16 protein-coding genes are annotated in these 18,216 nt (G+C 71.6%); 1 reads left to right on the forward strand and 15 read right to left on the reverse strand.

The features are described 5' to 3' along the window. Nucleotides 1-60 precede the first annotated feature (60 nt). The 3 genes from metE to hflX form a co-directional block, all read right to left on the reverse strand. Entirely contained in the window at nucleotides 61-2,421 is a 2,361-nt protein-coding gene (gene metE / locus ACFWGP_RS12370) for a 5-methyltetrahydropteroyltriglutamate--homocysteine S-methyltransferase (RefSeq protein WP_376931062.1), read from the reverse strand. A 130-nt stretch (nucleotides 2,422-2,551) separates the two neighbouring features. Further along, a complete protein-coding gene (locus ACFWGP_RS12375) occupies nucleotides 2,552-3,529 on the reverse strand; it encodes a methylenetetrahydrofolate reductase (protein WP_231431301.1) in 978 nt (325 codons plus the stop codon). Nucleotides 3,530-3,802: 273 nt separating this feature from the next. Further along, nucleotides 3,803-5,332 carry a GTPase HflX gene (gene hflX / locus ACFWGP_RS12380; RefSeq protein WP_231431302.1) on the reverse strand — a complete coding sequence of 510 codons (1,530 nt, stop codon included), beginning with the start codon at nucleotides 5,330-5,332 and terminating at the stop codon, nucleotides 3,803-3,805. A 42-nt stretch (nucleotides 5,333-5,374) separates the two neighbouring features. Here hflX and ACFWGP_RS12385 point away from each other — a divergent pair, with 42 nt between their 5' ends. Then, nucleotides 5,375-5,980, forward strand: coding sequence for a class I SAM-dependent methyltransferase (locus ACFWGP_RS12385; RefSeq protein ID WP_231431303.1), 606 nt, complete (start codon nucleotides 5,375-5,377; stop codon nucleotides 5,978-5,980). A gap of 25 nt (nucleotides 5,981-6,005) precedes the next feature. Here ACFWGP_RS12385 and ACFWGP_RS12390 read toward each other — a convergent pair whose 3' ends face one another. From ACFWGP_RS12390 to ACFWGP_RS12445, 12 genes are all read right to left on the reverse strand, one after another. Beyond that, complete coding sequence (locus ACFWGP_RS12390; protein ID WP_376931063.1) at nucleotides 6,006-7,274, reverse strand: CynX/NimT family MFS transporter; 1,269 nt, start codon at nucleotides 7,272-7,274, stop codon at nucleotides 6,006-6,008. After that, entirely contained in the window at nucleotides 7,271-8,152 is an 882-nt protein-coding gene (gene dapF, locus ACFWGP_RS12395) for a diaminopimelate epimerase (protein ID WP_231431305.1), read from the reverse strand. Before dapF ends, ACFWGP_RS12390 begins: the two co-directional genes overlap by 4 nt. Before the next feature lie 5 nt (nucleotides 8,153-8,157). Further along, complete coding sequence (gene miaA / locus ACFWGP_RS12400; protein ID WP_376931064.1) at nucleotides 8,158-9,078, reverse strand: tRNA (adenosine(37)-N6)-dimethylallyltransferase MiaA; 921 nt, start codon at nucleotides 9,076-9,078, stop codon at nucleotides 8,158-8,160. 1 nt (nucleotide 9,079) lies between these two features. Beyond that, the gene (gene miaB, locus ACFWGP_RS12405) at nucleotides 9,080-10,666 is read right to left on the reverse strand and encodes a tRNA (N6-isopentenyl adenosine(37)-C2)-methylthiotransferase MiaB (RefSeq protein ID WP_376931065.1); all 1,587 of its coding nucleotides are present in this window, start codon (nucleotides 10,664-10,666) and stop codon (nucleotides 9,080-9,082) included. A gap of 12 nt (nucleotides 10,667-10,678) precedes the next feature. Then, on the reverse strand, nucleotides 10,679-11,347 hold the full coding sequence (locus ACFWGP_RS12410) for a regulatory protein RecX (protein ID WP_376931066.1): 669 nt from the start codon (nucleotides 11,345-11,347) through the stop codon (nucleotides 10,679-10,681). 49 nt (nucleotides 11,348-11,396) lie between these two features. Then, nucleotides 11,397-12,452: a recombinase RecA gene (gene recA, locus ACFWGP_RS12415; RefSeq protein WP_376931067.1), complete on the reverse strand. Its 1,056-nt coding sequence runs from the start codon at nucleotides 12,450-12,452 to the stop codon at nucleotides 11,397-11,399. Between the two features lie 287 nt (nucleotides 12,453-12,739). Next, entirely contained in the window at nucleotides 12,740-12,982 is a 243-nt protein-coding gene (locus tag ACFWGP_RS12420; RefSeq protein WP_231431310.1) for a DUF3046 domain-containing protein, read from the reverse strand. Between the two features lie 65 nt (nucleotides 12,983-13,047). Beyond that, nucleotides 13,048-13,356, reverse strand: a complete 309-nt coding sequence (locus ACFWGP_RS12425) for a helix-turn-helix domain-containing protein (protein WP_130351053.1) — start codon at nucleotides 13,354-13,356, stop codon at nucleotides 13,048-13,050. Nucleotides 13,357-13,607: 251 nt separating this feature from the next. After that, nucleotides 13,608-14,117 (reverse strand): CinA family protein, encoded by a 510-nt coding sequence (locus ACFWGP_RS12430; RefSeq protein WP_376931068.1) that lies wholly within the window; start codon nucleotides 14,115-14,117, stop codon nucleotides 13,608-13,610. Continuing rightward, complete coding sequence (gene pgsA, locus ACFWGP_RS12435; RefSeq protein WP_231431312.1) at nucleotides 14,114-14,710, reverse strand: CDP-diacylglycerol--glycerol-3-phosphate 3-phosphatidyltransferase; 597 nt, start codon at nucleotides 14,708-14,710, stop codon at nucleotides 14,114-14,116. Before pgsA ends, ACFWGP_RS12430 begins: the two co-directional genes overlap by 4 nt. A gap of 21 nt (nucleotides 14,711-14,731) precedes the next feature. After that, on the reverse strand, nucleotides 14,732-17,611 hold the full coding sequence (locus ACFWGP_RS12440) for a DNA translocase FtsK 4TM domain-containing protein (protein WP_376931069.1): 2,880 nt from the start codon (nucleotides 17,609-17,611) through the stop codon (nucleotides 14,732-14,734). A gap of 82 nt (nucleotides 17,612-17,693) precedes the next feature. Next, nucleotides 17,694-18,188 carry a GNAT family N-acetyltransferase gene (locus tag ACFWGP_RS12445; protein WP_231431314.1) on the reverse strand — a complete coding sequence of 165 codons (495 nt, stop codon included), beginning with the start codon at nucleotides 18,186-18,188 and terminating at the stop codon, nucleotides 17,694-17,696. Nucleotides 18,189-18,216: the final 28 nt, after the last annotated feature.

Here is an 18,216-nt window from a genome sequence, read left to right on the forward strand (position 1 = left end):
ACGATGCGAAGGCGCCGAGCATCGGGCGGATGCCGCTCCATGCGGCATCCGCCCGCCGCCTCATCCGGCGACCGGCGCCGCGAGCCCGCGTGCGAGTCCGGCCCGCACCGCACGGGTCGCCTCGACGAGGTTCGCGAGCGACGCCACCGTCTCGTCGTAGCCGCGCGTCTTGAGACCGCAGTCGGGATTCACCCAGAGCCGCCCGGCGGGGATCGCCGCCGCCGCGCGCTCGAGCAGTTCCTGCAGCTCGGCCGTCGACGGCACGCGGGGCGAGTGGATGTCGTACACCCCGGGCCCGATGCCGTGGTCGAAGCCGCTCGCCGAGAGGTCGTCGACGACCTCCATCCGGCTGCGCGCGGCCTCGATCGAGGTGACGTCGGCGTCGAGTCCCTTGATCGCGTCGATCACCACCCCGAACTCCGAGTAGCACAGGTGGGTGTGCACCTGCGTGCCGGGCGCAGCGCCGGCCGTCGCCAGCGTGAACGAGCCGACCGACCAGTCGAGGTACGCGGGCTGGTCGGCGCGCTTGAGCGGCAGCAGTTCCCGGAGTGCGGGCTCGTCGACCTGGATGATGCGGATGCCCGCCCCCTCGAGGTCGGCGATCTCGTCGCGCAGGGCCAGCGCGACCTGCCGGGCAGTGTCGCCGAGGGGCTGGTCGTCGCGCACGAACGACCACGCGAGGATCGTCACCGGTCCCGTCAGCATGCCCTTGACCGGCTTGTCGCTGAGCGACTGCGCGTAGGCCGACCATTCGACCGTCATGGGCGCCGGACGCGAGACATCCCCCCAGAGGATCGAGGGCCGCGTGCAGCGCGACCCGTACGACTGCACCCAGCCGTGCTCGGTGACGGCGAAGCCGTCGAGCAGCTCGGCGAAGTACTGCACCATGTCGTTGCGCTCCGGCTCGCCGTGCACGAGCACGTCGAGGCCGAGCTCCTCCTGCAGGCGCACCACCCGCTCGATCTCGGCGCGCATCACGCCGGCGTACGCGTCGGCGTCGAGCTCGCCCCGGCCGAGACGGGCGCGGGCGATGCGCAGGTCGCTCGTCTGCGGGAACGAGCCGATCGTCGTGGTCGGCAGTTCGGGCAGTCCGAGGGCCGCCTGCGCCGCGAGCCGTTCGGCCTCGTCGCCACGGTGGAAGTCCGCCTCCGTGAGGGCGGCGAGGCGGTCGCGGACCGCGGGCACCCGCACCCCGGGTGCGGCGGCACGGTCGGCCAGTGCCGCGGATGCCTCGGCGAGCCGCTCGGCGACGGTGTCGCGCCCGTTCGTGAGGCCGAGGGCGAGCGTTGCGACCTGGCCGACCTTCTGATCGGCGAAGGCGAGCCAGCTCGCGAGCCGCGGGTCGAGTCGGGACTCGTCGTCGACGTCGTGCGGCACGTGCAGCAGCGAGGTGGACGTCGAGACTGAGACGGCGCCCGCCCGGTCGCGCAGCCCCTCAGCCCGCTCGAGCGCGGTGCCGGGGTCGCCACGCCAGACGTTGTGCCCGTCGATGACGCCCGCGACGAGCGTCTTCGTGCGCAGCGCGGCCTCGGTCCTCGCATCGAGGGCCGTCGGCACCGCGCCCCGTACGAGGTCGAGCCCGATCGCCTCGACGGGCGTCTCCGCGAGCACCGGGAGCGCGTCGTCGAGCGACCCGTAGGGCGCCGCGACGAAGATCGCCGGGCGCCGGTCGAGCGCACCGAGCAACGCGTAGGCCGTCGCCGCGGCATCGAGCACCAGCTCGCTCGGCACGTCGATCGCCTCGGAGACGAGCGCCGGCTCGTCGAGCTGCACCCACTCCGCGCCGGCCGCCGAGAGTTCCGCGAGCAGCGCCGCATAGACGGGCAGGAGGTCGGTGAGCCGGTCGATCGGGCGGAACCCGTCGGGCGCGCCGTCGGCGGCCTTCGCGAGCGACAGGAAGGTGACCGGGCCGACCACGACCGGCCGCGTCACGAAGCCCTCCGCCCTCGCCTCGGCGAACTGGGCGACGAGACGCTCGGCGTGCAGCGAGAACTCCGTCTCGGGGCCGATCTCGGGCACGAGGTAGTGGTAGTTCGAGTCGAACCACTTCGTCATCTCGAGCGGAGCACGCTCGCCCTCCCCGCGGGCGATCGTGAAGTAGGCGGTGAGGTCGAGCCCGCCCTGCTCGTCGAGCAGGTCGGCGAATCGCGCCGGAACGGCGCCGAACGCGACGGCCGCGTCGAGCACCTGGTCGTAGTACGAGAACGTCTCGGGGATCGCCGAGCCCGTGCGTTCGAGTCCGAGCTCGGCGAGCCGCTCACGCGTCTGCGAGCGCAGCGCGCGGGTTCGCGCCTCGAGCTCGGCCTCGTCGATCGTGCCGGCCCAGAACGCCTCGACCGCGCGCTTGAGCTCCCGGCGCCGACCGATGCGCGGATAGCCGAGCACGGTTCCGGACGGGAAGCGGGTGGTGGGTACGGTCATGACTCGTTCCTTTCGATTTCCGGGTAGGCCGAAGCACCGCGCCGGTCGCGGGTCGTCGACATCGACCGCGGGGCATCGGGCCCCGGGCCGGTGGTGGTGAAGTGATCGTCGATGCGGCGGGAGCCGCCGGTCAGGTCCTCCGCCCGGCGCGGACGCCGAGTCCGAGCCGGTCGAGCACCGAGAGCACCGTCTCGTGCCGGTTGTAGGTGTAGAGGTGCAGGCCCGGGGCGCCGCCCCGCAGCACCTCGCCAGCGAGGTTCGCCGCGTACTCCTCGCCGATCCTGGCGCGGGCCTCGCCGTCGGGCTCGATCTCCAGGTCGATCGCGAGGTCCGCCGGCGGCTCGACGCCGGTGAGCTCGGTCAAGCGCGCGAGTCGGGCCGGATTCGTGACCGGCATGAGCCCCGGCAGGATGGGGATCGTCACCCCGGCCGTGCGCGCCCGTTCGACGAAGCCGAGGTAGTCGTCGGCGTGCCAGAACAGCTGCGTGATCGCGAGGGTCGCCCCGGCGACCTCCTTCGCGAGCAGGGTGTCGACGTCCTGCGCGAGCCCGCGCGAACGCGGGTGGCCCGTCGGGAACGCCGCGACCGCGACCCGCTCGGGGCGGGGTCGGGCTCCGATGCGGCGGGCGCCGGGCGCGCCGGGGACGCCCGACTCTCCGAACGGCTCGCGCTCCTCCTGCACCCGGTGGATGAGCTGGACGAGCTCCGCCGCGGTGCCGAGGTCGCCGAGACCGGCGTCGGGGTCGTCGCCCTCCGGTGGGTCGCCGCGCAGCGCGAGGAAGCTCGTGATGCCCGCGTCGAGGAACTCGCGCACGAGGCGGTTCGCCTCGGCGTGCGACGAGCCGACGCAGGTCAGGTGCGCCATCGGCTCGACGGAGGTGTGCTCGAGGATGTACCGCAGCACGGTGAGGGAGCGGCCGCGCTGCGACCCGCCCGCCCCGAACGTCACCGAGATGAAGGCCGGGTCGACCTCGGCCAGCCGGTCGATCGTGCGCCCGAGCGCGATCGCCGCGGCGTCGGAGCGCGGCGGGAACAGCTCGAACGAGATCGGCGGGCGGTCGGTACAGTCACCCGTCTCCCGGGTGCCGGCGGCTCCGGTCGCAGCCATGTCGGACTCCTCGATGGGTGCCGCATGGCGGTGGTGGCACGGCAGGCCGCGGCCACCGCCTCACGGCGGATGGGTCACGCGGGCGGGTGCCGGGCTCGGCGGTCGCTCCTGGCGACGGGCATCCGGCCCGTCGTCGACGATCAGGAGCGACGTTACGCGATGGCACGGCGCCGCCGGCCAATGTGACCGGGAATGACGTCGACACGCTCGGAGTGCGGCAACGACCCGGATGCCTCGGCGCCTGCCGGGGCATCCGGTGGTTCGGCCGGTGCGCTACGCGGCGGCGACGGGTGCGACGAACTCCGCGTACTGGCCGGCGAGCTCTGGCGAGACGAGCGCACGAACGCGCGTGCCGTCTTCGACGTAGTCGAGCTCGAGGACGCGCGCCTGCTCGTGCAGGGCCGACACGATGTCGCCGCGGTCGTACGGCACGAGCAGTTCGACCTCGACCGCGGGGTCGGGCAGCATCTCGCCGATGGCGGCCAGCACGTCGGCGATGCCCTCGCCCGTACGGGCCGAGGCGAACACGGCGTCGGGCTCGAGCCCGCGGAGCACGAGGCGATCCTCGGCCGAGACGAGGTCGGCCTTGTTGAAGACCACGAGCTCGGGGATGTCGCGGGCGCCGACCTCGCCGATGACGTCGCGCACGGTCGCGATCTGCCCGGCGGGATCTGGGTGGGCCGCATCGACGACGTGCACGATGAGATCTGCGTCGCCGACCTCTTCGAGCGTCGAGCGGAACGCCTCGACGAGCTGGTGCGGAAGGTTGCGCACGAAGCCGACCGTGTCGGCGATCGTGTAGACGCGGCCGTCGGCCGTCGTGTTGCGACGCACCGTCGCATCGAGGGTCGCGAACAACGCGTTCTCGACGAGCACGCCGGCACCCGTGATGCGGTTGAGCAGGCTCGACTTGCCGGCGTTGGTGTAGCCGGCGATCGCGACCGACGGCACCGCGTTGCGACGGCGGTTCGCCCGCTTCGCCTCGCGCGCTGGCTTCATGCCCGCGATCTGGCGCCGGAGCTTGGCCATGCGCGAGTGGATGCGACGGCGGTCGAGTTCGATCTTCGTCTCACCGGGACCTCTCGAGCCCATGCCCGCGCCGCCCGAACCCACCTGGCCACCGGCCTGGCGGGACATCGATTCGCCCCAGCCGCGAAGCCTCGGGAGGAGGTATTCGAGTTGTGCGAGCTCGACCTGCGCCTTGCCCTCCCGGCTCTTCGCGTGCTGGCTGAAGATGTCGAGGATGACGGCGGTGCGGTCGATGACCTTCACCTTGACGGCGTCCTCGAGTGCACGCCGCTGGCTCGGCGCGAGCTCGGTGTCAGCGACGACCGTGTCGGCGCCGAGCGAGGCGACGATGTGCCTCAGCTCTTCGACCTTGCCGCGGCCGAGGTACGTCGAGGGGTCGGGGTGCGGTCGCCGCTGCAGCACGCCGTCGAGCACCCGGGCGCCCGCAGTCTCGGCGAGGGCTGAGAGCTCGCGGAGCGAGTTCTCGGCGTCGTCGAGGGAGCCCTGCGAGTAGACGCCGATGAGCACGACGTTCTCGAGCCGGAGCTGCCGGTACTCGACCTCGGTGACGTCTTCGAGTTCGGTGGAGAGGCCGGCGACGCGACGCAACGCCGCACGCTCTTCACGGTCGTACTGCTCGCCGTCGGTGTCGGCTCCCGAGGCGGCGTCGGAGCCGTGCACCATCATGGCCTCGGCCGCACCGGAACCGAACCGGGTGACCCCGGCCTTCGTCTCCGCGCCCCGCAGCACTCGCTCGACCGCGTCGTCGGCGGTGTTCTGTTCGGCTTCGTTCATCGTGTTAACCCTACTTCCGATCGCTGCGATAGGTTCCCCTACATGGGTTCCGACCACTACTTCTCCGCCGCGCCCTCGAGCGAAGCCCGCACCCGTACCATCCGCGTGGCGCTCGCCGGTCGCGAGGTCGAGCTCATGACCGCCGGCGGCGTGTTCAGCCCCGAGCACCTCGACCAGGGCACCCGCGTACTGCTCGACGCCGTGCCCGCTCCCCCGGCGGCGGGCGACCTGCTCGACCTCGGCACCGGATGGGGGCCCATCGCGCTCACCCTCGCGATGCGGTCGCCCGAGGCCACGGTGTGGGCGGTCGACGTCAACGAGCGCGCCCTCGACCTCACGCGGCGCAACGCCGCCCGGCTCGGCCTCCACAACGTCAACGCCGTCAGGCCCGACGATGTTCCCGACGACGTGCGCTTCGCGACGATCTGGTCGAACCCGCCGATCAGGGTCGGCAAGCAGGAGCTGCACGAGATGCTCTCGCGATGGCTGACCCGGCTGGACGACTCCGCCGAGGCCGCCGCGTGGCTCGTGGTCGCCAAGCACCTCGGCGCCGAGTCCCTGCAGCGCTGGATCGGCGCCGAGCTCGGCCTCGACGTCGAACGCGCGGCGAACTCCAAGGGCTTCCGCGTGCTCGACGTGCGCCGCTGACCCGGGTGCCCGTCCGTCGAACCCGCTATCGCGCCCTGCGGTCGATGAGGCGGGCGGAGCGCACGGAGGCCGAGGTCGTGAGCACGAGGAACGCGAGCGTCGCGACGAGCACCGCGACGAGCGGCAGGGCCCATGCGCCGCTCGATTCGTGCAATGCGCCGAGCACGGGTGGCGCCGTCGCCGCGACGAGGTAGCCGCCGGCCTGCACGAGGGCCGACATCTGCGTGGTCTCGCGGTCGGTACGGGTGATGCGCACGACGGTCGCGATGATGACGACGAATCCGCCGCCCTGGGCGATACCGCCGGTGACGGTCCACACGAGGTACGCCTCCGGGGCGAGGAGCAGGCCCAGCGGCAGCGTCGTCCACAGCACGCCGACGATGGCCGGCTGCACCCAGGCCGGCCGCAGTCGGCCGAGGAACGGCACACCGAGCGCCCCCGCGACGGCCGCGAGCTGGAAGAGCGACGCGACGTTGCCGGCGGCGATCGTATCGAGGTCGTACACGTCGGCGTAGAGGCTCGGCAGCCAGGCGCTCAGTCCGTAGTACGAGAACGACTGCGCGGCGAATGCCGCCGCGAGCAGCCAGGTCATGGGGTTGCGCCACGCCGAGTACTCGCCGGGGGCGACGACGCCGGTCGGTCCGGTGACGGCGGCCAGTGAACCGGTGACCGCGAGCGCGGCGGCCTCGCGCGCCTCGCGGCTCTCGGCAGTGACGCGCCGCAGGTGCACGCCCCACACCGCGAGAGCCACCACGATGAGCACGCCCCAGATCGCGGTCGCCCACTGCCAGCCGATCAGCTCGGCGAGCGGCGCCGTCACCGCGATCGTGAGCATCGAGCCGACGTTCATCATGGCCGAGTACACGCCCGTGACGAGCTGCGCGCGCTCGGGCGGGACGTCGCGCCGGATGACGACCGGCACGACGACGTTGCCGATCGCGATCGCGAGGCCGATGATGACGGTGCCCGCGAACGCCGCCCAGGTCGTGCCGCCCGATCGCACGATCGTGCCGATGAGGGTGCCGATGAGCGAGATCGCGACGGCCCGCTCGGCACCGGTCAGCCGGATCGTCCACGCGGCGATCGGCGTGCCCAGGGCGAAGCACAGCACGGGCAGGCTCGTCAGCAGGCCGGCCGCGGTCGGCGAGAGGCCGAGCGAGGCCTCGATCTCCTCGATGACGGGCGCGATCGCGACGAGCGGGCCGCGCAGGTTGAGCGCGACGAGCGAGATGCCGACGAGCAGGAGCCAGGGGAAGGAGGACGCGGCGGCCCGACCGGTGGCGCCGCGGGTCATGCGAGCGTGAGCACGCCGTCGAAGACGAGCTCGGCGGGGCCCGCGAGCGCGACGTGCTCGCCGTCGGACGCCTCGAACATGCGGACGCCGAGCACCCCGCCCGGCACCTGCACGCGCCAGTCGTTCGGCGCACCGGCGCCGGCCCAGTACCGCACCGCGAGTGCGGAGGCCACGGCACCGGTGCCGCACGAGAGCGTCTCGCCCGATCCACGCTCGTGCACGCGCATGCGGATGCGGCCGACGCCGTCTTCGACGAGCGGCTCGGCGGGCACGACGAACTCGACGTTGGCGCCCGCAGCGGGCACCGGTTCGAGCATGGGCGCGTAGGCGAGGTCGAGCCCCTCGAGCTCGTCGTCGTCGGCGAGGGCGACGACGACGTGCGGATTGCCCACGTCGATGCCGAGACCGGGCCGCGCGACGGGCAGCTGCTTCGCGCGCACGAGCGGTTCGCCGCCCGCGAGACGCCAGGTGCCGAGGTCGACCTGGAAGCCCGACGCCGTGCGGGTCACCGTGCGCACGCCGGCCCGGGTGCCGATCGCGATCTCGTCGCCGGGATGCAGCTCGGCGAGCCCCTGGTCGAGCAGGTACCGCACGAAGACGCGGATGCCGTTGCCGCACATCTCGGACACGGTGCCGTCGGCGTTCCAGTAGTCCATGAACCAGACCGCGCGCGGATCGGCTGCGAGCGCCGCTGCACCGTCGGCGAGGTTCTGCGAGCGCACGGCGCGGATGAGCCCGTCGGCGCCGACGCCGAAACGCCGGTCGCAGACGGCCGCGATCTGCGTGGGCTCGAGTTCGTTCTCACCCTCTGGGTCGCTGAAGAGCACGAAGTCGTTGCCCGTGCCCTGGCCCTTGGTGAATCGCAGATCGAACGGCATGCGACTCAGTCTAGGGCGGCCTGCCGGGCGAGCTCGGCGCTTCTCGCGACGGCATCATCGGCGTCGATCTGCACCGCGTCCCGGTATCGCTTGAACCAGCCGACCTGCCGCCTCGCGTACGTGCGGGTGAGCTGTTGCGTCTCGGCGACCGCGTCCGTACGAGGCATCCGGCCCTGGAGCTCGGCGAGCGCCTGCGCGTAGCCGATCGCCTTGCGCGCGGTGACCCCGCGCTCGAGGCCGAGCGGGACGAGTCCGCGCACCTCGTCGAGGAGGCCGGACGCCCACATGTCGTCGACGCGGGCGTCGAGCCGCGCGACGAGCCGCGCGCGGTCGCTGCGCAGGTGCACGATGCGATGCGGTCGCCACGGCACCGGATCGTCGGGAATCCTCGCCGCCGCCGGCGAGCCGGTGACCTCGATCACCTCGAGGGCACGGACGACGCGGCGCCCGTTCAGCGGGTCGACCTTCGCTGCGGTCTCGGCATCGATCTCGCGGAGCCGCGCGTGCAGCATGCCGGGACCCTGCTCGGCGAGCTCGGCCTCGAGGCGCGCACGCACGTCGGGATCGGTGCCGGGGAACTGGAAGTCGTGGATGACCGACGAGACGTACAGACCCGATCCGCCGACCAGCAGCGCGACCGATCCGCGGCCGGTGATCTCGTCGATGCGCGCCCTCGCCTCGGCCTGGTACGCCGCCACGGATGCCTCGTCGGTGACCTCGAGCACGTCGAGCAGGTGATGCGGCACCCCCCTGCGCTCCCCGAGCGCGAGCTTGGCGGTGCCGATGTCCATGCCGCGATACAGCTGCATCGCATCGGCGTTCACGACCTCGGCGGTGCACCCGGCGCGATCGAACGCCTCCGCGAGGTCGAGCGCGAAGGCCGACTTGCCGGTGCCGGTCGCGCCGACGACGGCGATGAGCGTCACGTCAGCGCTGGCCGTCGGTCGGGTCGTAGATCGGGAACGTGCCGACGCCGGGCGACACGAGCGGCTCGTTCGCGATGCGCAGCGTCGGGAGCCCGAGCGAGACCCGGCCGGGACTCGTCGAGCCGGTGTCCGCGGGCACGCCGCAGCTCTCGGCCTGGTCGCGATCCCACGCGTCGCCCGCGCGAGTGCGCCGGATCCGCAACGGGGCGCCGTCGACCGAGTCGGCGAGGAGGTGGAACGGGGCGGCCTGCGTGATCTCGACCGTGACGACGTCGCCCGGGCGCGGCAGTTCGGAGCCCTCGGGCACCTCGAAGTGCACGAGACGGCTGTCTTCGGCGCGACCGCTCAGGCGGTGGGTCTCGGCGTCCTTCTTGCCTTCGCCGGTGGCGACGAGGAGATTGACCGTCGTGCCGACGAGCTTCAGGTTCTCCTCCCAGGAGATGCGCTCCTGCAGGGCGATGAGGCGGTCGTAGCGCTCCTGCACGACCTCCTTCGGCACCTGGTGCTCCATCGTGGCGGCCGGAGTGCCGGGACGGATCGAGTACTGGAAGGTGAACGCAGAGGCGAATCGGGCGGCCTCGACGACGCGCATCGTCTCCTGGAAGTCCTCCTCGGTCTCACCGGGGAAGCCGACGATGATGTCGGTCGAGATCGCGGCGTTCGGAATCTTGGCACGCACGCGGTCGAGGATGCCGAGGAACTTCTCGGACCGGTACGAGCGTCGCATCGCCTTGAGGATGCGATCGGAACCAGACTGCAACGGCATGTGCAGCTGCGGCATCACGCTCGGGGTCTCGGCCATGGCATCGATGACGTCGTCGGTGAACGCAGCTGGGTGCGGGCTCGTGAACCGGATGCGCTCGAGCCCGTCGATCTCGCCTGCGGCGCGGAGGAGCTTGCCGAACGCCTGGCGGTCGCCGAACTCGACGCCGTACGAGTTGACGTTCTGTCCGAGCAGGGTCACCTCGACGGCACCGTCTTCGACGAGGGCCTGGATCTCGGCGAGGATGTCGCCGGGCCGGCGGTCCTTCTCCTTGCCCCGCAGCGCGGGGACGATGCAGAACGTGCACGTGTTGTTGCAGCCGACGGAGATCGAGACCCAGCCGCTGTAGGTCGAGTCGCGCTTCGTCGGCAGCGTCGACGGGAAGACCTCGAGTGCGTCGAGGATCTCGAGTTGCGCCTCGTCGTTGTGCCGGGCACGCTCGAGCAGGCTCGGCAGCGACCCCATGTTGTGGGTGCCGAACACCACGTCGACCCACGGCGCCTTCTCGAGGATGACGTTCTTGTCCTTCTGGGCGAGGCAGCCGCCGACGGCGATCTGCATGCCGGAGTGGCGGCGCTTGACGCCGGCCAGGTGCCCGAGGTTGCCGTAGAGCTTGTTGTCGGCGTTCTCGCGGACGGCGCACGTGTTGATCACGACGACGTCGGGTTCGGCGCCGTTCGCAGGGACGTAGCCGGCGGCCTCGAGCGAGCCCGAGAGTCGTTCGGAATCGTGGACGTTCATCTGGCACCCGAAGGTGCGGACCTCGTAGGTGCGCGGTGCGGGCTCCGTCGCCCGGGCGTCGGCGACCTCGTGAATGGTGCTCATGATCGCACCATTCTACGAGTCGTCGGCTGCGAGCGCCGTCGTCACCGCCTCGCGAACGACCTCGCCCGAGTAGCCGCGCCGCTGGAGGAAGGCCGACAGCCGTCGTTCGGCGGTCGCCCGGTCGAGCCCCGTCAGCTGGCGAGCCCGTCGCACCGCGACGGCCGTCGCGTTCTCGCGCTCGGCCTCGGGATCGAGATCGTCGACCGCCGCTCGGGCGACGGTCGGATCGATGCCCCGTCGGCCGAGCTCGTGCAGGATGGCGCCGGCACCACGACCCCGCCGCACGCCGTGGTTGTGCACGACCTGCTCGGCGAGCCGGGCGTCATCGAGGTAGCCGTAGCGCTCGTACCGCTCGATCCAGGACTCGACCTCGGGCTCGTCGAGCCCGTGCTCGACGAGCACCGATCTCACCTCGGCGATCGACAGCGCCGATCGCCGCAGGCGTGAGACGACGAGACGGTCGATGCGTTCGTCGCGCTCGAGGCCCGTCTCGTCGGGCGAGGGCGCCGCGTCGTCGTTCGACCGTGGATGTCGGCGTGCGCGGGTGTCGCGCTCGACCCCCGCCCCACGCGCCGGCCGGCCGCGACCGGGCTCATCGACCGTCGAGCCGGACGAGCCCTCGTCGGCCACCCACGGCAGATAGGTGACCGGGGCAAGGTGCTCAGCCGACGCGTCGCGCATGCTGCTGCCCTCCCCGGTCACTCGATCTCCCATGTCACGGCTCGGGCGCTCAGGCGCCCTTGCGCTTCGCGTCGAGCGACTCGACGTTGGCCGGTGCAGCGGTACCCGCTGCGCCGATGCCGAGCTTCACGAGGATCTTCTGCTCGATGTCGGCGGCGATGTCGGGGTTCTGCAACAGGAAGTTGCGCGCATTCTCCTTGCCCTGGCCGAGCTGATCGCCGTCGTAGGTGTACCAGGCACCCGACTTCTTGACGATGCCCTGGTCGACGCCGTAGTCGATGAGGCTGCCCTCGCGCGAGATGCCGACCCCGTAGAGGATGTCGAACTCGGCCTGCTTGAACGGCGGGGCCATCTTGTTCTTGACGACCTTCACGCGCGTGCGGTTGCCGACCGCGTCGGAGCCGTCCTTCAGGGTCTCGATGCGGCGGATGTCCATGCGGACCGAGGCGTAGAACTTGAGCGCCTTGCCGCCCGCCGTCGTCTCGGGGCTGCCGAAGAACACGCCGATCTTCTCGCGGAGCTGGTTGATGAAGATCATCGTGGTGTTCGTCTGGTTCAGGCCGCCCGTGAGCTTGCGGAGCGCCTGCGACATGAGACGGGCCTGGAGGCCGACGTGCGAGTCGCCCATCTCGCCCTCGATCTCGGCTCGCGGCACGAGTGCGGCCACGGAGTCGATCACGATGAGGTCGATCGAGCCCGAGCGCACGAGCATGTCGGCGATCTCGAGCGCCTGCTCGCCCGTGTCGGGCTGCGACACGAGCAGTGCGTCGATGTCGACGCCGAGCTTCTTGGCGTACTCGGGGTCGAGCGCGTGCTCGGCGTCGACGAACGCCGCGATGCCGCCGGCGCGCTGGGCGTTGGCGATCGCGTGGAGCGTGAGCGTCGTCTTGCCCGAGGACTCGGGACCGTAGATCTCGACGATGCGGCCGCGCGGGAGCCCGCCGACGCCGAGGGCGACGTCGAGGGCGATCGAACCGGTGGGGATGACCTCGACGGGGGCTCGCTCTTCGCTGCCGAGGCGCATGACCGACCCCTTGCCGAACTGGCGGTCGATCTGCGCGAGGGCGGCTTCGAGAGACTTCTCGCGGTCTGCGGGTGATGCCATGGTGTGGGCTCCTTCGATGCTCGTGTGCTGCTGCCTCTAGGCTGTCGTTTCCACGCTTCGGGCCCCGGTGTACCGGTGCTGACCCGCGACGTCTCGCGACAAGGCGGTTGCGGTGTGTTCCGACGCATCGACCGTATGACCGGCCACCGACATCCGACGCCCTCACGGGTGGGGATGTGGAGGGATGCCTCGTTCCTCCTGCTGTTGAGGACAGTACCGCAGAACCGAACGGATGTTCGAACCCGGGCGCGGCGTGTCGAACAGCTCTTCGGTATGCGCCGGCGGCGTCAGCGCGCGGCGCCCTCCGGCCGACCCGGGACGGGTCGGCCGGCGCCGTGCCGTCGCTGCTCCGGGACGTCCGTCGCCTCGCAGAGGGCGATCCAGACGTCGCGCGGCCGCACGCCGGCGTCGAGCGCCTCGCGAGCCGTGCGCCCACCGAGCTGAGCGAGCACCAGGTCGTTCACGACGACCCCGCCGTACCCCGGGCCGAACTCGGCATCCACGGCGAACTGGAACTCGCTGAGCTTCATGGCACCTCCGGAAACGGCTCCGGCCGGTCAGAAGACCGGCCGGAGTACGGGTAAGAACGATCGGGTCAGCGGACCATCATGTCGGCGTCGAACTCGGCGACGAGCTCGTCGGGCAGGCTGTCGGGCACCACCGAGAGGCCCTCGAGCACCGCGATGCGGTCGCCGACCTCGTGCATGATCACCGAGATGGGCGTGTCGAGCGCTTCGGCCACTGAGGCGAGGATCTCGGAGGACGCCTCTTTCTGCCCCCGTTCGACCTCGCTGAGGTACCCCAGCGCGACACTCGCCTTGGACGCGACCTGCCGGAGCGTGCGCCCCTTCTGCAGGCGGAAGTCCCTCAACACATCGCCGATCTCCTGTCGAACCAGAACCATCGGGGAACCTCCTTCTACACTGCCTCGACTCCGCCGGAGCCGGAAACGGGAGCGTCAGTCTACCTGATGCTCATGTCTTCGAATCTAGCGTCGCACACTGGGGCTTTCGTGTGAACCTGCCACGTGTAACAGGGTGTTCACGAAGAGTATTCCGCTCCCTCGGATCGCGCCTGCGAGCGGGCGGCGCGGCGACGGATCCGAGCGCCTCGGACCCCTCGACCGGGATGCGTCCCGCCGCGAGCCGCCCAGGATCAGGCCGCCGGCAGGCCCGCGAGCAGCGCACCGATCGCGGCGTGCACGCTCTGCCGACGGATCGACGCGCGGTCGCCCGTGAAGGACAGGTCGATCGCGTCGACCCGGTCGCCGATCGCGAGGCCGACGTGCACCGTGCCGACGGGCCTGCCGTCCTGCGGGTCGGGCCCGGCGACGCCCGTGGTCGAGACCCCGATGTCGGCGGGGTGTCCGTCGACCGCCAGCGCGGTGCGCACGCCGATCGCCATCTGCCGGGCGACCTCGGGGTGCACGGCGCCCTCGCGACGCAGCAGCCCGGCGTCGACGCCGAGCAGCGTATGCTTCACGGCGGTGTCGTAGGCGACGATGCCGCCCGTGACGACGAGCGAGGCGCCGGGGACGCTCGTGAGCTCGGCGACGACGAGCCCGCCCGTGAGCGACTCGGCGACGGCGATGCGCAGGCGTCGGCGGGTGAGCTCGGCGATGAGGCGCGCGGCCGCTTCGGCCTGGAGCGCGCCCGGCCCGCTCACGCCGCCCGGCCCCGCGCGAGTCGGACCGCATCGCGTACGTAGAGCAGTCCGGACCAGACCGTGAGCACGAGGGCGAGGCCCATCGCGACCCAGTTCACCCAGAGGATCCAGTCGCCGACGATCGTCCAGAGCGGCACGAGCGCGAGCGAGATCGCGACCGATTGCACGACCGTCTTGAGCTTGCCGCCCGACGAGGCGGGTACCACGTTGCCGCGTCGGAGCTCGACCAGCCGCCAGACGGTGATGCCGACCTCCCGCACCACGATGAGGATCGTCACCCACCACCACAGCTCGCCCAGGATCGACAGGCAGACGAGCGCACCGCTCGTGAGCAGCTTGTCGGCGATCGGGTCGAGGATCTTGCCCAGGTCCGTGACGAGCCCGCGACTGCGGGCGATGTGTCCGTCGATGCCGTCGGTCGCGATGGCGACGATGAACAGCGCTGCCGCCCACCACCGCAGGGGGCCGTCGGCTCCGTCATCGGCGAGCAGCAGCCAGAAGAAGACCGGTGCGGCCAGGATCCGCACGATCGTGATCGCGTTCGGCAGGTTCCAGTTCGCCGATCGGGCGCGCCCTTCGGCGGAGGAGGTCATACGGCCAAGGATACCGGGCGCTCAGTCGCGGCCGGTGAGGCCCCAGGCGTCTTCGTCACCCTCGGCCTCGACCTCCTCGAGCCCCTCGGGGATGCGGCCGACCGGGTCGTCGTAGCGGTCGTCGACCTCGTGCGCGACGGGCGCGGGCGCTGCCGCGGCGGGCGGCGCCGTCGCCTGCGGCGGTGCCGCAGGCGCACTCGGCTCACCACGCAGCTTCGCGAGCACGCCCGGCAGCTGCTCAGCCGTCACGAGCACGTCGCGGGCCTTCGAGCCCTCCGAGGGACCGACGATCTCGCGCGACTCGAGCAGGTCCATGAGGCGACCGGCCTTCGCGAATCCCACGCGCAGCTTGCGCTGCAGCATCGACGTCGAGCCGAACTGCGTCGACACCACGAGCTCCGCCGCGGCGAGCAGCAGCTCGAGGTCGTCGCCGATGTCGGAGTCGATCTCCTTCCGCTCGACGGCGGCCGCGACATCCTGACGGTACTCGGGACGCGCCTGGCGCGTGACGTGGGTCACGACCTTCTCGATCTCGGCCTCGGTGACCCAGGCACCCTGCACGCGCAACGGCTTCGACGCCCCCATCGGCAGGAAGAGCGCGTCGCCCTGCCCGATGAGCTTGTCGGCGCCCGGCTGGTCGAGGATGACGCGCGAGTCGGTGACGCTCGTCACCGCGAACGCAAGTCGCGACGGCACGTTCGCCTTGATGAGGCCCGTGACGACGTCGACCGACGGCCGCTGCGTCGCGAGCACGAGGTGGATGCCCGACGCACGCGCGAGCTGCGTGATGCGCACGATCGAGTCCTCGACGTCGCGCGGGGCGACCATCATGAGGTCGGCGAGCTCGTCGACGACGACGAGCAGGTACGGGTACGGCTTGAGCTTGCGCTCGCTTCCCGCCGGCAGGATGATCTCGTCGTTCACGACGGCCTTGTTGAAGTCGTCGATGTGGCGGAAGCCGAACGACGCGAGGTCGTCGTACCGCATATCCATCTCCTTCACGACCCACTGCAGCGCCTCGGCGGCCTTCTTCGGGTTCGTGATGATCGGGGTGATGAGGTGCGGCACGCCCGCGTACGGGGCGAGCTCGACGCGCTTCGGGTCGATGAGCACCATGCGCACCTCGCTCGGCTTCGCGCGCATGAGCAGGCTCGTGATCATCGAGTTGACGAAGCTCGACTTGCCCGAGCCGGTCGAGCCCGCGACGAGGAGGTGCGGCATCTTGGCGAGGTTCGCGACGACGTAGCCGCCGCCGACGTCCTTGCCGACGCCGATCGTCATCGGGTGCTTCGCGCCGACCGCGGCGTGCGAGCGCAGCACGTCGCCGAGGGTCACCGTCTCGCGGTCGGCGTTCGGGATCTCGACGCCGATCGCGCTCTTGCCCGGGATCGGTGACAGGATGCGCACCTCGTTCGACGCGACCGCGTAGGCGAGGTTCTTCGACAGCGCCGTGACCCGCTCGACCTTGACTCCCGGCCCGAGCTCGATCTCGTACTGCGTCACGGTCGGACCGCGCGAGAAGCCCGTGACCTTCGCGTCCACCGAGAACTGGTCGAGGACACCCGTGATCTGGCGCACGACGTCGTCGTTCGCCTGCGAACGCGACTTCGCCGGCGGCCCGGCAGCGAGGGTCGCGGCGGAGGGCAGGAAGTACGGACGGTCGGGCTGCTCCGCCGCGTCGGCGTCGGCGGGAACGAGGGATGCCTCGGCACCGGCGCCGTTCGCATCGGCCGCGAAGTCGGCCGCCGCGTCGTAGAGCGGGATCGCCTGGGTCGCACCGGCGTCGTCGCCGCGGAGCCCGATGCCGGCGTTCGAACCGTCGCCGGCGAAGTTCGCGACCGCGGATTCGGCGCGCTCGAGGTCGCCGAGCAGCTCGGTGCCGTACGCGTCGGCCCCGCCGGCCCCCTCGATGGGGCTGTCGAAGCTGCCGGCGGCGGAGCCCGCACCGAACACCTCGGTGATGCCGTCGATGCCCGACGCCTCGAACTCCGGATCTTCTTCGCGGCCCTGCGCATTTCGCCGCCACCAGGGCACGAGCCCGGGCGCGGCGTCGTCGGCATCGTCGTCGATGCCGTCGAGCTCGGTCGGGACGCTCTTCTCCTTGCGGCGACGCGACGGCTTCGCCGAGGCATCCGCTTCATCGGCGGGCACCTCGTCGGGGGCGCCGAACAGCCAGTCGTAGAGCTCGCGGAACCGCGCCGGGATCCGGTTCGGCGGCGTCTTCGTGATGATCAGGACGGAGAGCACGACGAGGAGGATCACGACGATCGCCGCGCCCACCTCGGTGATCAGCAGGATGAGCGGGGTGGCGAGCATCCAGCCGAGGATGCCGCCGGCACGCGCGAGCACCGCCATGCCGTCGCTCGGCTCGGGCTGGCCGCCGAAGATGTGGCACAACGCCGACACGCTCAGCAGGAGGAGGAGGAGCCCGATGCCGATACGCGTGTTGTCGTGCACCGAACTCGGATGCCGGAAGAGCCACACGGCGAACAGCAGCATGATGACGGGGAGCGCGAACGCCACCCTGCCGAACAGGCCGCCGAACGTCCACGAGTCGAGGGTCTGCGCGACGGGCTCGTTGATGAAGAACCACTCGACGACCGCGCCGGCGATGGCGAGCACGACGATGAAGAAGGGCAGTCCGTCGCGACGCTCGTCTTTCTGCAGCGTCTCGGGCCCGAGCGCGCGTGCGGCGCCGCCCGCGAGGTGCGCCAGCCCCATCCACGCCTTCACGAAGATGTTCGGCCCCGCCGACGTCTGGGCCGGCTTCTTCGCGGCCGCGCCGCGCGTCTGCGCCGGCAGCTTCTTCGTCGGCGCGGTCTTCGCAGATGCGGTGCGCGAGCTGCCGCCGCGGGACGAGGTGCCCGAGGCGCGCCCGTTCGACTTGGTGCCCGTAGCCATGGGGTCAAGGTTACGGCCGACGGCCGACCTCCCCCGGGAGCGCGGGGCGAGTGTCTGCGATCCGTGCTCGTGGCCGCGCCGCTCAGGCGAGCAGCGTGCGCACCATGGTGTCGCGTCGTCCGCTCGTCTCGACGACCGCGAATCCCTCGGAGCGGTAGAGCGCCGCAGCGAAGTTGCCGTGTTCGACCGACAACGCCAGCCGCGCATGGCCGGACGACCGCGCGGCATGCGCGAGCTCCTGCAACAGCGCGCGGCCGACGCCCTGCGCGCGCCACAGCGGCCGGACCCCGATGATCAACTCGGGGACCCCGCTCGCAACGAACCCGTGCGCACGACGATCGGCCGGGAACAGGCGGTACCAGGCCGCGCCGACCGGATCGCCATCGCCGTCGAGGGCGACGACGCCCCGATCGGCCGGCCGCTGCCAGCCCGCGACGTAGCCGCGGGAGACCGGGTCGGCGAGGACGTCGTGCCGAGGGCGCGCCGCTCCCTGACGCCAGTTCGCCGCCTCGACGACCATGTCGGCGAGGAACGCGCCGTCGGCCGGAGCCGCGGGGCGGAGCGAGTAGGTCGTCATGACGGGAGGGTACGGCAACCGTGTCACG

The sequence above is a fragment of the Agromyces sp. NPDC127015 genome (assembly GCF_042725165.1).
Lineage (GTDB): Bacteria > Actinomycetota > Actinomycetes > Actinomycetales > Microbacteriaceae > Agromyces > Agromyces chromiiresistens.

Bases quoted from the DNA above. Each gene is read 5' to 3' on its own strand.
- metE (WP_376931062.1), bottom strand. From the start codon at position 2,421: ATGACCGTACCCACCACCCGCTTCCCGTCCGGAACCGTGCTCGGCTAT.
- ACFWGP_RS12375 (WP_231431301.1), bottom strand. From the start codon at position 3,529: ATGGCTGCGACCGGAGCCGCCGGCACCCGGGAGACGGGTGACTGTACC.
- hflX (WP_231431302.1), bottom strand. From the start codon at position 5,332: ATGAACGAAGCCGAACAGAACACCGCCGACGACGCGGTCGAGCGAGTG.
- ACFWGP_RS12385 (WP_231431303.1), top strand. From the start codon at position 5,375: ATGGGTTCCGACCACTACTTCTCCGCCGCGCCCTCGAGCGAAGCCCGC.
- ACFWGP_RS12390 (WP_376931063.1), bottom strand. From the start codon at position 7,274: ATGACCCGCGGCGCCACCGGTCGGGCCGCCGCGTCCTCCTTCCCCTGG.
- dapF (WP_231431305.1), bottom strand. From the start codon at position 8,152: ATGCCGTTCGATCTGCGATTCACCAAGGGCCAGGGCACGGGCAACGAC.
- miaB (WP_376931065.1), bottom strand. From the start codon at position 10,666: ATGAGCACCATTCACGAGGTCGCCGACGCCCGGGCGACGGAGCCCGCA.
- ACFWGP_RS12410 (WP_376931066.1), bottom strand. From the start codon at position 11,347: ATGCGCGACGCGTCGGCTGAGCACCTTGCCCCGGTCACCTATCTGCCG.
- recA (WP_376931067.1), bottom strand. From the start codon at position 12,452: ATGGCATCACCCGCAGACCGCGAGAAGTCTCTCGAAGCCGCCCTCGCG.
- ACFWGP_RS12420 (WP_231431310.1), bottom strand. From the start codon at position 12,982: ATGAAGCTCAGCGAGTTCCAGTTCGCCGTGGATGCCGAGTTCGGCCCG.
- ACFWGP_RS12425 (WP_130351053.1), bottom strand. From the start codon at position 13,356: ATGGTTCTGGTTCGACAGGAGATCGGCGATGTGTTGAGGGACTTCCGC.
- pgsA (WP_231431312.1), bottom strand. From the start codon at position 14,710: ATGACCTCCTCCGCCGAAGGGCGCGCCCGATCGGCGAACTGGAACCTG.
- ACFWGP_RS12440 (WP_376931069.1), bottom strand. From the start codon at position 17,611: ATGGCTACGGGCACCAAGTCGAACGGGCGCGCCTCGGGCACCTCGTCC.
- ACFWGP_RS12445 (WP_231431314.1), bottom strand. From the start codon at position 18,188: ATGACGACCTACTCGCTCCGCCCCGCGGCTCCGGCCGACGGCGCGTTC.